The 14,646-nt window shown below is 61.1% G+C and carries 11 protein-coding genes; 6 read left to right on the top strand and 5 right to left on the bottom strand.

The genetic code is table 11. From position 1 onward, the window contains the following. Positions 1 to 134: 134 nt before the first annotated feature. The 3 genes from AWM79_RS12710 to AWM79_RS12700 all read right to left on the bottom strand — a co-directional run bounded on the left by AWM79_RS12710 (position 135) and on the right by AWM79_RS12700 (position 2,518). Entirely contained in the window at positions 135 to 1,034 is a 900-nt protein-coding gene (locus AWM79_RS12710; protein WP_017132058.1) for a hydroxymethylglutaryl-CoA lyase, read from the bottom strand. A gap of 65 nt (positions 1,035 to 1,099) precedes the next feature. Next, positions 1,100 to 1,501 (bottom strand): MerR family transcriptional regulator, encoded by a 402-nt coding sequence (locus tag AWM79_RS12705; RefSeq protein ID WP_017132057.1) that lies wholly within the window; start codon positions 1,499 to 1,501, stop codon positions 1,100 to 1,102. A gap of 87 nt (positions 1,502 to 1,588) precedes the next feature. After that, on the bottom strand, positions 1,589 to 2,518 hold the full coding sequence (locus AWM79_RS12700) for a LysR family transcriptional regulator (RefSeq protein ID WP_017132056.1): 930 nt from the start codon (positions 2,516 to 2,518) through the stop codon (positions 1,589 to 1,591). A 151-nt stretch (positions 2,519 to 2,669) separates the two neighbouring features. Between AWM79_RS12700 and AWM79_RS12695 the strand changes: the two genes are divergently transcribed. After that, positions 2,670 to 3,878: an acyl-CoA dehydrogenase gene (locus tag AWM79_RS12695; protein ID WP_060783003.1), complete on the top strand. Its 1,209-nt coding sequence runs from the start codon at positions 2,670 to 2,672 to the stop codon at positions 3,876 to 3,878. 35 nt (positions 3,879 to 3,913) lie between these two features. Here the strand turns inward: AWM79_RS12695 and xthA are convergent, their stop codons facing one another. Continuing rightward, positions 3,914 to 4,726, bottom strand: coding sequence for an exodeoxyribonuclease III (xthA, locus tag AWM79_RS12690; protein WP_017132053.1), 813 nt, complete (start codon positions 4,724 to 4,726; stop codon positions 3,914 to 3,916). A 192-nt stretch (positions 4,727 to 4,918) separates the two neighbouring features. Between xthA and AWM79_RS12680 the strand changes: the two genes are divergently transcribed. From AWM79_RS12680 to AWM79_RS12665, 4 genes are all read left to right on the top strand, one after another. After that, on the top strand, positions 4,919 to 5,569 hold the full coding sequence (locus AWM79_RS12680) for a GNAT family N-acetyltransferase (protein WP_017132051.1): 651 nt from the start codon (positions 4,919 to 4,921) through the stop codon (positions 5,567 to 5,569). Between the two features lie 66 nt (positions 5,570 to 5,635). Next, entirely contained in the window at positions 5,636 to 7,363 is a 1,728-nt protein-coding gene (locus AWM79_RS12675) for an autotransporter assembly complex protein TamA (RefSeq protein WP_060783002.1), read from the top strand. Further along, complete coding sequence (locus AWM79_RS12670) at positions 7,360 to 11,034, top strand: translocation/assembly module TamB domain-containing protein (protein ID WP_060783001.1); 3,675 nt, start codon at positions 7,360 to 7,362, stop codon at positions 11,032 to 11,034. The genes AWM79_RS12675 and AWM79_RS12670 overlap by 4 nt, the downstream gene beginning before the upstream one ends. A 335-nt stretch (positions 11,035 to 11,369) precedes the next feature. Beyond that, positions 11,370 to 11,558 carry a hypothetical protein gene (locus AWM79_RS12665; protein ID WP_017132048.1) on the top strand — a complete coding sequence of 63 codons (189 nt, stop codon included), beginning with the start codon at positions 11,370 to 11,372 and terminating at the stop codon, positions 11,556 to 11,558. Between the two features lie 4 nt (positions 11,559 to 11,562). Here the strand turns inward: AWM79_RS12665 and AWM79_RS12660 are convergent, their stop codons facing one another. Next, complete coding sequence (locus tag AWM79_RS12660) at positions 11,563 to 11,940, bottom strand: fe2+ zn2+ uptake regulation protein (RefSeq protein ID WP_017132047.1); 378 nt, start codon at positions 11,938 to 11,940, stop codon at positions 11,563 to 11,565. Positions 11,941 to 12,234: 294 nt separating this feature from the next. Here AWM79_RS12660 and pvdQ point away from each other — a divergent pair, with 294 nt between their 5' ends. After that, positions 12,235 to 14,583: a bifunctional acylase PvdQ gene (gene pvdQ / locus AWM79_RS12655; protein ID WP_244159555.1), complete on the top strand. Its 2,349-nt coding sequence runs from the start codon at positions 12,235 to 12,237 to the stop codon at positions 14,581 to 14,583. Positions 14,584 to 14,646: the final 63 nt, after the last annotated feature.

Here is a 14,646-nt window from a genome sequence, read left to right as displayed (position 1 = left end):
GTGGCGTGCCAACTTTTGCAAACTCTTTAAAATCAATGACTTGATAATTTTATCCAGCCACCGTCGCAGAAAAATAGCTAAATTTGTTTCCGTGTTACTCGTTTTTGTTTCCAAACGGTAACACTTGGATGCATTCATTCCCCCTGGCGTGCCTTGGCGACGCGCGATCCTGTGGCGCGGCCCAGTACCGTGCAGATTTCCTGGCCGGCGAGCAGCAGTTGGTCCAGATCGACACCCGTATCGATGCCCAGGCCATTGAGCATGTAGAGCACGTCCTCGGTGGCGATGTTACCGCTGGCACCCTTGGCATACGGGCAACCGCCCAGGCCGGCAATGGAACTGTCGAAGACCTGGATGCCCTCCAGCAGGCTGGCGTAGAGATTGGCCATGGCCTGGCCGTAGGTGTCATGGAAGTGTCCGGCGAGTTTTTCTCGCGGCACCTGCGCCGAGACTGCCTCGAACATTCTCCGGGTGGCCCCTGGCGTACCGGTACCGATGGTGTCGCCCAGGGACACTTCGTAGCAACCCAGTGTATAGAGTTCGCGGGCCACCACGGCGACCTGCTCGGCGGCGACCGGACCCTCATAGGGACAGCCGAGCACACAGGACACATAGCCGCGCACGGTCACGCCGTGCTGGCGGGCCGCGTCCATGATGGGTACGAAGCGCGCGAGGCTTTCGCTGATGGAGCAATTGATATTGCGTTGGGAAAACGCTTCGGAAGCGGCGGCGAATACCGCCACCTCCTTGACTCCGGCGGTCATGGCATCTTCGAAGCCGCGGAGGTTGGGGGCCAGGGCGCCGTAGGTGACGCCGGGCTTGCGCCGGATGCGAGCGAAGACTTCGGCGGAGCCGGCCATCTGTGGGACCCATTTGGGCGAAACGAAGCTGCCGACTTCGATGTAGCCCAGACCCGCATCGGTCAGGCGATCCACCAGGCGCACCTTGTCGTCGACGCTAATGAGCCGGGCTTCGTTCTGCAAGCCGTCGCGGGGGCCGACTTCGATCAGGCGGACGTGGCTGGGTAATGACATGGGAAGACACCTTTGTGGGTGACTTGCTGTGGGACAGGCTTGCCAGCCCGCTGCCACAAGTGCAGTCAGGGGGTTATGGCTTGGCTGTCGAGGGTGTGTGCCAACGCCTGGATGCAGCGCTCCTCGGCAGTATCGAGTTCCAGTTGCATCTGCTCGATATCCAGCAGTTGCTGTTCGAGTTGGCTACGGCGCTCGGTGATTTTCGCCAGCATGCTGTTGAGCTGTTTCTGGTTGCCGCTGGTGGGATCGTAGAGTTCGATCAGTTCGCGGCATTCGGCCAGGGAAAAACCGATGCGCTTGCCCCGTAGAATCAATTTCAGGGTCACCTTGTCCCGAGCCGAATAGATGCGTTCCAGGCCGCGTCGTTCGGGACTGAGCAGGCCTTGTTCTTCATAGAAGCGAATAGCCCGTGTGGTGATATCGAGCTCGCGGGCGAGGTCGGAGATACTGTAGGTCTGGCTGCTCATGAAAGCGCTCTGGAAAGGTTCTGACGCTAAGCTAAGGGCTGCTTGACGTATACGTCAAGCATGCTCACCACAAGGTCGGCAGTGTTTTCAGGCCTTGTCGGGTTTGTTCTCATGGGCGGCGAGCTGCTGGCATAACTCGATCATCTGTTCGCGCATCCAGCGGTTGGCCGGGTCCTGGTCGGTACTTTCATGCCAGTAGAGGTGGGTTTGCACCGGCGGTACGTCGTTGACCGGCAGTGCCCAGTAATGCAGTTCATGCCGATAGGCGAAGCGTTCTGGCACCGTCATCACCATGTCGGTCTGTTGCAGCACCTGTGAAGCCATCAGGTAATGCTGGGAGCGTAGGGCGATCTTGCGCTGGATGCCCATTTTGCCCAAGGCCAGGTCCACGTGGCCGAGACCGTTGCGGCGGCTGGAGATATGGATATGGGTCTGTCCCAGGTAATCGTCCAGGGTCAGTTGGCCTTTGCCCACCAAGGGATGACCCTTGCGCATGGCGCACACATAGCGGTCTTCCATTAGCTTGACATGGCGCACTTGCAGGTCGGTGTTGAGCGGGGCGTCGACGGCAAAGTCGATACGCCCGGCGGCCAGCTCCTTGGTGGTTTCGCGACGCCTGGTGAGAAAACTCTCGATTGCCACGCTCGGCGCCAGGCGGCGCAAACGCTGGAACAGAGACGGTAGGATCACTGCCTCGGTGAGGTCGGTCATGCTGATGCGGTAGGTTTTGTTCGTTTGCAAAGGGTTGAAGAGACGGCTTTCCTGGACCGAAATACGCAGCAACGCGAGGGCGTTGCGCACCGCACCGATGATGTTCTGCGCCATCGGCGTCGGCACCATGCCCTGAGCAGTACGCACGAACAGCGGGTCGTTGAAGGTTTCGCGCAGGCGTGCCAGGGCGTTGGAGACCGCCGGCTGGGTGATACCAATGATTTGCCCGGCGCGGGTCAGGTTGGTCTCGGTATAGATGGCGTCGAAGACGATGAAAAGATTGAGATCGACCTTGCTCAGATTCATTTCGCGGCGCTCTTATTATCCAGGCTTGATCAGCCGATCATATATTGGTGATGAATGTTAATACACGCCGAGAATAGCTTTGGTAGATTTCAGTGGCTGAACTAGCATCGATTCCATCACCCCGACCACCTGTTCAAGAAGGTAGCTGCCCATGGATTTCGCCTATTCGCCCAAGGTTCAGCAGTTGCGTGAACGTGTGACTGCGTTCATGGACGTTTATGTCTATCCGGCCGAACCGGTGTTCGAGCGTGAGGTCGCCGCGGGTGATCGCTGGCAGCCCACCGCGATCATGGAAGTGCTCAAGGCACGGGCCAAGGCTGAAGGTCTGTGGAATCTATTTCTGCCGCAATCCGAGCTGGGCGCTGGCCTGACCAACCTGGAATATGCGCCCCTGGCGGAAATCATGGGCCGATCCTTGCTGGGGTCGGAGCCGTTCAACTGCTCGGCGCCGGACACCGGCAACATGGAAGTGTTGGTGCGTTATGCCAGTGCAGAGCAGAAACGGCGCTGGCTCGAACCGCTGCTGCGCGGCGAGATCCGTTCGGCGTTCGCCATGACCGAACCCGATGTGGCGTCGTCGGACGCCACCAACATGGCCGCCCGTGCCATGCGCGATGGCGACGAGTGGGTGATCAACGGCAAGAAGTGGTGGACCTCGGGCGCTTGCGATCCGCGCTGCAAAATTCTGATTTTCATGGGCCTGAGCGACCCGGACGCGCCGCGTCACCTGCAGCACTCGATGATCCTGGTGCCGCTGGACACGCCGGGGGTCAAGATCGTCCGTCCGTTGCCGGTGTTCGGCTACGACGATGCGCCCCACGGCCACGCCGAAGTGTTGTTCGAGAACGTGCGGGTGCCTTATGAGAATGTCCTGCTGGGCGAGGGCCGGGGCTTCGAGATTGCCCAGGGGCGCCTTGGCCCAGGGCGGATCCACCACTGCATGCGGTCCATCGGCATGGCCGAGCGAGCGCTGGAACTGATGTGCCAGCGCTCGCTCAACCGCAGCGCTTTTGGCAAGCCGCTGGCGCAACTGGGTGGCAATATCGACAAGATCGCCGATTCGCGGATGGAGATCGACATGGCCCGCCTGTTGACCCTCAAGGCGGCCTACATGATGGACACCGTCGGTAACAAGGTGGCAAAAAGCGAAATCGCCCAGATCAAGGTAGTGGCGCCCAACGTGGCTTTGAAAGTAATCGACCGGGCGATCCAGATCCATGGTGGGGCCGGGGTCTCGAACGATTTTCCGCTGGCCTACATGTATGCCATGCAGCGCACCCTGCGCCTGGCCGATGGTCCGGACGAAGTGCATCGGGCGGCGATTGGCCAGTTCGAGATCGGCAAGTATGTGCCACGGTAGATAGCGGGCCTCAGTCAATCACCCAGCTGACCCACTCAGCTCAGCTCCAGCCAGATCGGCGCGTGATCCGAGGGCTTTTCCATGGCGCGCAGTTCGTAATCGACACCGCCAGCCTTGACCCGCGACAGCAGGCCGTTGGACGCCATGATCACGTCGATGCGTAGGCCGCGCTTGGGCTCGTCCTCAAAACCACGGCTGCGATAATCGAACCAACTGAAGCGGTCGTTCACTTCGGGGTGCAGGTGGCGAAAGCTGTCCACCAGGCCCCAGTTCTTCAGGCGCGCCAGCCATTCGCGCTCTTCCGGCAGGAAGCTGCACTTGCCGGTTTTCAACCAGCGCTTGGCATTCTCGGCACCGATGCCGATATCGCTGTCTTGCGGGGAGATATTGATGTCGCCCATTACCACCAGCGGCGTCTCGTTGCTGAAACGGCTCTCCAGCAAGTGCTGCAGATCTTCGTAGAACTTCGCCTTGGCCGGGAACTTGGTCGGGTGGTCGCGGTTTTCGCCTTGGGGGAAGTAACCATTCATGATGGTTACCGGGGTGCCGTTCCGATCGGCAAAGGTGCCCCAGATAAAGCGCTTCTGCGACTCTTGGTCGTCGCTCTCGAAGCCTTTGTGCAGGCTCAGCGGCGCTTGGCGCGAGAGCAGGGCGACGCCGTAATGGCCTTTCTGGCCATGAAAGTGTACGTGGTAACCGAGGGCTTCGACTTCGGCCAGGGGGAACTGCTCGTCGGAAACCTTGGTTTCCTGCAGGCCGATCACGTCCGGCTGATGTTTTTCGATCAGCGCCGCCAACTGATGAGGGCGGGCGCGCAGGCCGTTGATGTTGAACGAGACGATCTTCATGGGCGACAGTCCTGGCAAAACAGCGATGCTAGCCGACAAGTCGGATCTCGACCAGCATGGCGGTAGGACAAATGCACTGCTAACGTCTTTTATCAAGATGTTACTGGCGGTCGCTTTGAACGGTCGCCGGCATCAAGCGTTCGTACATAACAACAAGCTGTGTTTACGCAGCGTCCAGAGAGACTGACCGTCATGCCCGACACTCCAGACACCGTCGCCCAGATTCACCTGCTGGGCAGCGGTTATTCACGCGAAGCGCGTTCGTTGCTGTATCACGCGTATCGTCACGAACCCACCTTCGGCTACCTGTTCGAGTCCGAACGCCCAGGTTACGAACAACGGGTCCGGGCCACGGTACGGGAACTGGTCAAGCAGCACTTTTTCCAGGAACTGCCAGCCATCGGGCTGCTGGTCAACGACCGCCTGATCGGTATCGCCCTGATCGCGCCACCGCAACGCCGCCTGGGGATTACCGAGAGCTGGGCCTGGCGCCTGCGCATGCTGCTCTGCACGGGGTTCAAGTGCACTCGGCGCTATCTGGATTATCATCAAGCGGTGATGGCTTGCGTGCCTTCCACCGCAGTCCACGTGTTGCCGCTGCTGGGGATTCATCCGCAGTTCCAGGGCCGGCATTACGGCGAGCAACTGCTGACCGCAGTGCATAACTGGTGTGCCGAGGACGAACATTCCGAAGGTGTTGTCCTCGATACCGGTAACCTGCGTCACCTGGCGTTCTACAAGCGTCAGGGCTATGAGGAGATCGGCGAAGTGGCGGTAGGACCGATCCTGGAGCATGTGTTCTATCACGCCAACCCGAAGGTGTTACAAACAGCAATGGCTTGAGGGTCGAACTTTTAACGTCCACCGAGGTTCTATGACGGTCTCCAGCCCGTGGTAGCATCCGCGCTTATGACGTTTTCAGGAAGATTCACCAGCGGCCTGCTTGCGCTTTTGTGCAGCATGGCGGCGCTGGCACAAAGTGAACTCGATGTTCGGGTCAAACCGGCCAACGATGAGTTGAAGTCCAATGTGCAAGGTTATATCGGTAGCCTCGGCAATCGCGGCGAGCGCGGGCTCGAACGCTTCAGCCGGGGGGCCGAGGAGCAGGCGCGAAAAGCCGCTCAGGCGCTGGGTTACTACCAGCCGCAAATAGAAAGCGAGGTCGAGGGAGGCAAGACGCCGCGCCTGATCCTCACCATCGACCCCGGAGAACCGGTGCGCCTGCGTAATGTGACCGTGCGCATCGAGGGGCCGGCCGCCAGGCTGAAGACCTTCCGGGTGCCCAAGAGCGATACGCTCAAGCCCGGTGCCGTGCTCAATCATGGTCATTACGAAGACGCCAAGCGCCTGATCCAGAACCAGGCTTCGCGCTACGGCTTCTTCAGCGGGCGCTTTACCGCGCAGAAACTCTCGGTTGACCCGCAGGCCGGTGTCGCCGATATCGAACTGGTTTACGACAGCGGCCCGCGCTATGCCCTGGGCAAGGTACATTTTGCCGGTGACACGCCGTTCGACGATGACCTGCTGCAACGCATGGTGCCGTTCAAGCCCGATACCCCATACGACTCCGAACTGATCGCCGAACTCAACCAGGCCCTGCAATCGAGCGGTTATTTCGAAGGGGTGCGGGTGGATGCCGCGCCGACTGCCGCTACGGCCCAAGTGATTCCGGTGGACGTCCAGTTGCTGACCCGCAAGCCGCGTACCATGGGCCTGGGCCTTGGCTATTCGACCGACGTCGGACCACGGGGCAAGGCCAACTGGACCCGGCACTGGGTCAATGGCGAGGGCGACAGCTACGGGATCGAAAGCGAAATCTCCGCGCCGCGGCAGAACGTCGGCATTTGGTATGATCATCCGCTGGACCCGCCGCTGACCGACAAGCTGCGTTGGGCCGCCGGTTATCAGTATGAAGAACTGGCCAACACCGACAGTCTGAGCAAGCTGCTCACGGTCGGCCCGGAATGGCACAGCATGCTACCCAGCGGTTGGCAGCGGGTGATCTCGCTGAAATGGCAGCGCGAGGAATATCGCCTGGGCGATGACTCGGGCCTGAGTACTTTGCTAATGCCGGGTGTCAGCTACTCGTACCTGCGCAGTGATAACCGTATCGATCCACACAACGGCTATCGCTTGCAGTTCGATGCCAAAGTCGCCAAGGAGGGCCTGGGGTCGGACAACAACCTGCTGTATAGCACCGCCTTGGTCAAGGGGCTGACGACCGTCTGGGACAAGCACCGCTTCCTCGGACGTGTGCAAGTGGGCGGCAGCGCCACTAACGGCTACAAGTCGGTGCCGCCGTCCTTACGCTTCTTTGCCGGTGGCGACCAGAGCGTGCGCGGTTATGACTACCAGACCTTGTCCCCGGAAAACTCCGATGGCGACCGGATCGGTGGTCGCTACATGGTGGCTGGTAGCCTTGAGTACCAATACTCCGTGGCCGACAAGTGGCGGGTCGCGACCTTTGTCGACCAGGGCAATTCGTTCAACAGCCTGGACTTTCCCAGCCTGACGACCGGCGTCGGTATTGGCGTGCGTTGGGTATCGCCGGTCGGACCGATCCGTCTCGACCTGGCCCATGCGTTGGATGATCCCGGCGGTATTCGTTTGCATTTTTCAATGGGGCCTGAGTTGTGAAGCGTGGTTTGAAAATCTCGGGTCTGGTGATCCTCGCGGTAGTGCTGTTCGTGGCGGCGGTGCTGGGAGCGGTGCTGGGCACCCAGGCTGGCAGCCGCTGGGCGCTGGCGCAAATACCGGGCTTGAGCGTGGAGAATTTTCAGGGTCGTCTCGGCGGGCAATGGCGGGCCGATCATCTGCTCTGGCAGCAAAACGGCAGCAAGGTCGAGCTGCTTGAGCCGCGCTTCGACTGGTCGTTGTCATGCCTGGCACGTTTGAACCTGTGCATCGAGCAACTGGATGTCGAACGGGTCGAGCTGCATATTGCGCCGAGCGCTGAGGCCAGCAGCGGGCCGATGACCTTGCCAGAGCTGAAGTTGCCCGTGGCGATTCGCCTGGAGCAGGTGCGTATCGGCAGTTTCCTGTTGGACGGCAGCGAGCAGTTCAGGGCGCTGCAACTGGCGGCGCACTGGACGCACGCCGGTTTGCAGATCGACAGTGTGCATCTGCAACGCGATGACCTGAGCTTGGAACTGTCCGGGCTGTTGCAACCCACTGGCGACTGGCCGTTAGCGGTACGCGGCAAGCTGCTGCTGCCGGCGCCCGGTGGCGCGCCGTGGTCGCTGGCGTTGGATGTGCAGGGCGACTTGCTCAAGACCCTGCAGCTCAAGGCCGACAGCAGCGGTTATCTGCAAGGTCAACTGACGGGAGAAGTGCAGGCCCTTGCGCAGAACCTGCCGGCACGGGTGAAGATCGCCGCCGACGGCTTCAAGGTCAGCGCCGATCTGCCGGACACCCTGCAACTCAATCAACTTGAGTTGACCGGCAATGGCGACCTGAAAAACGGTTACCAGTTGCGGGGCGGGGCGACCCTGCCGGCCGAGCAGGGGCCGATCGACCTCGCGCTGCAAGGCCGGGTCGATGCCAATGGGGCGCAGATCAGCGCCCTGGACCTGACGGCCAGTGCCGACCAGCGCCTGAAAGTCAGCGGGCAACTGGACTGGCGCCAGGGCTTAAGGGCCGACGCCACTGTCGACTGGCTGGATTTTCCCTGGCATCGGCTGTACCCGCAGATCGACGAGCCGGCGGTCAAGGCGCGGACCTTTATCGGTGAAGTGCACTACACCGACGGCAACTACCTGGGCAATTTCAAGGCCGATCTCGACGGCCCGGCAGGCCGCTTCAGCCTGCTCAGCCCGTTCAGCGGCGACCTGCGGCAGATCGCCCTGCCGCAATTTGAACTGACGGCGGGGCAGGGTAAGGCCAGCGGTTACCTTAAATTACAGTTTGCCGACGGTGTGGCCTGGGATACCGCGCTGGATCTGAGTGCGATCAACCCGGCATACTGGGTCGCGGAGCTGCCCGGCACCCTGGCCGGACCGTTGCGCAGCAAGGGGCAGTTCAAGAACGAGCAACTCAACCTGGACGCCCATCTCGATCTCAAGGGCAGGCTGCGTGGGCAACCGGCGGTGTTCCAGGCCAAAGCGGCGGGGACCGGCGAGCAGTGGGATCTCAGTGCCCTGGAGGTTCGCCTGGGTGACAACCGCATCAGCGGCAATGGCAGCCTGCGCCAACGCCTGGCTGGACAGCTCGAACTGAATATGCCGCGTCTCGGCCAGCTCTGGCCGCAATTGCGCGGACAACTCAAGGGCCGGGCCGATCTCTCCGGCAGCCTCAAGGCCCCTCAGGGCAAGGTCAGTCTACAAGGGCAGCAACTGGCGTTTGCGGATAATCATCTGCAGAGTCTGGGTCTTGAGGCGAACCTCGACAACGCCCAGCGCGCCCGCATCGAACTGAAAGGCAGAGTGATCAAACTCGGCGAAACCGATCTGGGCGACCTGTTGGTCAACGGCCAGGGCGATCTCCAGCGCCAACAGGTGCAACTGGATCTGCAAGGACCCCTGTTGACATTGGCCCTGGGCCTGGATGGTACGTTGGACCGGGGCAACTGGCGCGGTCGCCTGGCCTCGGGCGATGTACGCACCGGCGGCCAGGATTGGAAACTGCAGAGCCCGGCGAAGCTGGAGCGGCTGGCGGATGGCCGGCTGACCTTCGGTGCCCATTGTTGGTTGTCCGGCGACGCCAGCCTGTGCGGCGAGGACCAGCGCTTGATACCCGAGCCCAAGTTGCGCTACCACCTCAAGCAATTTCCGCTGGAAAGCCTTGCGCAGTGGATGCCTCGGGATTTCGCCTGGCAGGGCCGGCTCAATGCCGATCTGCAACTGGACCTGCCGAGCAGTGGGCCAAAAGGCCAGATCGTGATCGACGCCAGCGGTGGCACCTTGCGTATCCGCGAGAAGCGCCGCCAGTGGCTGGACTTCCCCTATCAAACCCTCAGGTTGACCAGCGACCTGACGCCCCGGCGCGTCGATACCCGCCTGGACTTTCGCGGCGGCAAGCTGGGTGAGCTGACCCTCCAGGCGCAGATCAATCCACTGGCGAAGAGTAAACCCCTGAGCGGCGATTTCCGCCTCAGCGGTCTCGACCTCACCGTGATCCGACCATTCGTGCCGATGGTCGAGAAGCTGGCCGGGCGCCTGGACGGCAGTGGCCGCCTGTCCGGTGGTCTGCTGGCGCCGCAGGTCAACGGTAACTTGAGCCTCAATGGTGGCGAGATTTCGGGGCCGGAACTGCCGACCACCATCAGCGACCTGCAGATTCAGGCGCAGATTGCCGGTGAGAACGTGCAGCTTAACGGCACCTGGAAGGGGGGCGAATCGGGGCAGGGCAGTCTGGCCGGGCATATCGGCTGGGCTGACGCGCTGCAGGTGGATATCGCGGTCAAAGGCGCGCAATTGCCTGTGACCGTCGAGCCCTACGCGGCACTGGAAGTTGCCCCGGACCTGAAAATTTCGATGCAGGGCGATAAGTTGGCGATCGCCGGCAAGGTCATGGTGCCCAAGGGCCAGATCACCGTGCGCGAGTTGCCGCCTTCGACGGTAAAGGTCTCGGATGACACCGTGATCGTCGGGCACCAAACCGAGGAGGGCAAGGCGCCGTTGGCCATCGCTATGGATGTCGATGTCGTGGTCGGCCAGGACACCCTGAGCTTCAGTGGCTTTGGCCTCACTGCGAATCTGCAGGGACAGGTGCATATCGGCGACAATCTCGACACCCGTGGCGAACTGCGACTCAACGATGGGCGTTATCGGGCCTACGGCCAGCGCCTGACCATTCGCCGCGCGCGCCTGCTGTTTACCGGCCCGGTGGACCAGCCGTATCTGGATATCGAGGCGATTCGCCAGACCGACGATGTGGTGGCCGGGATTCGCCTGAGTGGCAGCGCCGAACAACCGACCACGCAGATTTTCTCGGAACCGGCAATGAGCCAGGAACAGGCGTTGTCTTACCTGGTGCTGGGACGGCCATTGAGCACTACCGGGGAAGACAACAATATGCTGGCCCAGGCCGCGTTAGGGTTGGGCCTGATGGGCAGTTCGTCGGTGACCTCCGATCTGGCGAAAAACCTCGGTATCCAGGATTTCGAGCTGGATAGCCAGGGCAGCGGCGTCAATACAGCGGTGGTGGCCAGCGGCAAGATCACCGAGAAACTGAGCCTGCGCTACGGGGTGGGAGTGTTCGAGCCGGCCAACACGATTGCCTTGCGCTACCTGCTGAGCAAGCGGGTGTACCTGGAGGCGGCGAGTGGCGTGGCGAGTTCGCTGGATATCTTCTACAAGCGCGATTTCTAGAACGGGTGAGCCGAACGGCTCACCCGTGGATATCAGCGACGGTAGTAACCTGGGCCGCCTCCATAATGCCGATGGTCATGCCAGCCACCGCCGCCGTGGGGAAATATGATGCAACCGCTCATGGACAACATGAGTAACACAGGAATCAGCAGTGTGATTCGACGAAACATGGATACATCCTCATGGTTAGAGCCAGGAAGCAGAAACCCTCGCTGGTTGTATCATAAGACTGCGTTTGGCGCGGCCTATTCGGCGAGCGCTGTAAGCGCTTGGCATGAATGCCGATACAAACCCGATACATTTCTCCGTTCCAGGCTTTTTTCAGGATGTATGCAATGACCCAGGCACAACGTTTGAAGTACTCGATTCTGATCGTCCTAGTGGTATTGGGGATCATGTTCGGCCTCACTTACCTGCAGAACACGGGGGTGATCAGCGAGAAGCTGTTTCAGTACATCGCCATCGGCGTGGCGGTGGTCGTGGTGATCATCAACGGCGTGATGCGGCGCAAGGTCAAGCCCTGACCGGTCAATCCTGCCGTTGCAGCGCCGTCAGCGCATCGGGGTGCAGGCTGTAGCTCTTGTCCGCGTTGAGCACCACGACACCGTCGCTGCACAAGCGCTTGAGCACTTCGCGCACGCTGAGGAAGGACAACGGAATGTCCAGCTCCAGCAGGTGACTGTGGACGCCACGCACGCCCAGGCGACACGGGGGGGCGCTGGCGTCGAGCAGGGCATCGATTACCTTCAGGCGGACCAGGCTGGTGCGCAAGCCGAAGTGCTTGAGTAGTTGGCGAATACGCTCGTTGCCATTGCGCTCGGCAGGTTTGGCAAACATGGCGCCCGAGCTGTAGGTAGGATCGCGTTGCAAGGAAATACCGTCCGTTGGCCTGTGCTGGTCGTACATGCAAAAACTCCTTTTCAGAGCCTGATCAGGAAAGTGATGTCTGCTCTCGCCTATTAATACGAACGAGACGGATAAATCATGAAGCCCAGCATGTAGAAAATTTGTCGATATCAGGTCGCAGACATGTCAAGAGGCTGGTCTTGAGCCGTGCGAGCGACTAAATTCCGGGGGTGACATTCGTCTGTATGGGCAGGCATCGGCTGCTTTTTTTCGTAGGCGCCGGTTTTTGCCGGGCGCCCGTTCGCTGCCATGTCCCGCGCCGCCTGGTATTGGATTATTTTATCAGGAGTGCGCGTGATCACTTTTCAGCCATTTTCCAGGTGCTGCCTGGCAGCGTTGTTAATCGGCCTGAGCCTGGGCGTCCATGCGCGACCCTTAAACGGCGAGCTGAGTGCCGATATCCGTCGGACCACCTTCGGTGTCCCGCACATTCTGGCGAGCGACGAGCGTAGCTTGGGTTATGGCATCGGCTATGCCTATGCCCAGGACAACCTGTGTCTGTTGGCCAACGAGATTGTCACGGTCAATGGCGAGCGCTCGAAGTATTTCGGCCCCCAGGCGTTGACGGTGGAGCAAACGGAAAACCTCACCAGCGACCTATTTTTCAACTGGCTCAACACGCCGGCGGCGGTCTTGGCGTTCTGGCAGGCACAGACCCCGCAGATCAAGCAGCGGGTCGAGGGGTATGTGGCCGGTTATAATCGTCAGTTACGTGAGCGCCGGGCTCAAGGCTTGCCGACGCAGTGCCAAGGGGCCTGGATGCGGCCGATCACCGTGCTGGACTCAGTCAAGCTGACCCGACGCTTGCTGGTCGAGGGCGGTATTGGCCAATTCGCCGAAGCCCTAGTGGCGGCGGCACCGCCCGAGCAGACCGCCCAACTTCCGTCGGCGCCGTTCCGATTGGCCGCCGAGCGTATGCAGCGGTTCGCCCTGGATCGCGGCAGCAACGGCGTGGCAATCGGGCGCGAGCGCTCATTCAACGGCCGTGGCCTGTTGCTCGGCAACCCGCATTTTCCGTGGATTGGCGGCATGCGTTTCTATCAGATGCACCTGACCATTCCCGGCGAACTCGATGTGATGGGTGCCGCGTTGCCAGGGCTGCCGCTGATCAATATCGGTTTCAGCCAGCACTTGGCCTGGACCCACACGGTCGACACCTCCAAGCACTTCACCCTGTATCGGCTGCAACTCGATCCCAAGGACCCGACCCGTTATCTGTTGGATGGGCAATCCACACCCATGGAAAAGCACTCGGTGACCGTCCAGATCACGCAGCCGGATGGCCACCGCAAGGCCGTCTCCCGAGTGGTCTACAGCTCAGTATTCGGGCCGGTGGTGCAATGGCCCGGTAAACTCGACTGGAACCATCAGGTCGCCTTCAGCCTGCGTGACGCCAACCAGGACAACGATCGCGTGCTGCAGCAGTGGTACGCGATGAACCGGGCCGACAGTCTCAAGGCGTTGCAGACTGCAGTGCATGAGATCCAGGGAATTCCCTGGGTCAATACCCTGGCGGTGGATGACCAGGGTCTGGCGCTGTACATGAACCTGTCGGTGGTGCCATATGTGGATGCCGGCAAGTTGCGCGAGTGCAGTGATCCTAAGGCCGGCACCGAACTGATCGTGCTCGATGGTTCGCGCCGTGGCTGTGCCTGGAGCGTGGCCGCGACTGCCGCACAGAAGGGGATTTTTCCGGCGGACCAGTTACCGCAACTTGAGCGCGGTGATTATGTGCAGAACTCCAATGACTCGGCCTGGCTGGTCAACCCGGCAGCGCCGCTCAAGGGCTTTTCGCCGGTGATCAGCCGCGACGGCCAGCCTCTGGGTCTGCGTGCCCGATTTGCCCTTGAGCAACTGGCGCGTCTGAACCAGCCCGGTTCGGTCAAGGTCGAGGATCTGCAACGGATGGTGATGGATGACCAGGTTTACCTCGCCGGCCAGGTGCTACCGGATCTGCTGCAATTCTGTACTGCCGAGCTGGGCGCGGACGCGGCGGCATTGGCGCCGCTGTGCGCCAGCCTGAAGAGCTGGGACCAGCATGCCAATCTGCACAGTGGCCTGGGTTTTGTGCATTTCCAAAATATCATGGGGCAGTTGTTCGAGGGGGGCGATATCTGGCGGGTCAAGTTCGATCCGACCGATCCGCAGCGCACCCCGCGCGGGCTGGACATCGACCGGAGCGAAGTGGCCAAGGCCGTGCGCGCGGCGATGTTGGCGTCGGTCGAGAGTGTGAACCAGGCGGGGCTGAAGGCCGATATGCAATGGGGCGATATCCAGCAGGTCAGTCAGGGCGGGCAGCCAGTGCCGGTGCACGGTGGGCCGGCCACGCTGGGGGTATACAACGCGATCCAGAGTGTTCCAGGCGAAGGCGGCAAGCGCGAGGTGGTCAGCGGCACTAGCTACCTGCAAGTGGTCAGCTTCGATGAAAATGGCCCGCAAGCCCAGGGATTGCTGGCGTTCTCATTGTCCAGCGACCCGGCTTCGGCACATTTTCGCGATCAGACCGAAGCGTTCTCGAAGAAGGCCTGGAGCGTCTTGCCGTTTACCGAGCAGCAGATCAAAGCCGACAAGCAGTATCGGTTGCAGGTGATCAGCGAGATGCATACTGGCGTGCCGCAGGACGGAAAGCTGGCGCGGGAATAGCGTGACGCGGTCTGTGGCGAGTGGGCAAGCCCGACTTCAGATCGTTCTTAAGTGAGCGGCATT

This window comes from Pseudomonas agarici (assembly GCF_001543125.1).
GTDB classification, from domain to species: domain Bacteria; phylum Pseudomonadota; class Gammaproteobacteria; order Pseudomonadales; family Pseudomonadaceae; genus Aquipseudomonas; species Aquipseudomonas agarici.
The sequence above is the reverse complement of the archived record's forward strand: the minus strand, read 5'-3'. Positions and strand labels throughout refer to the sequence as shown.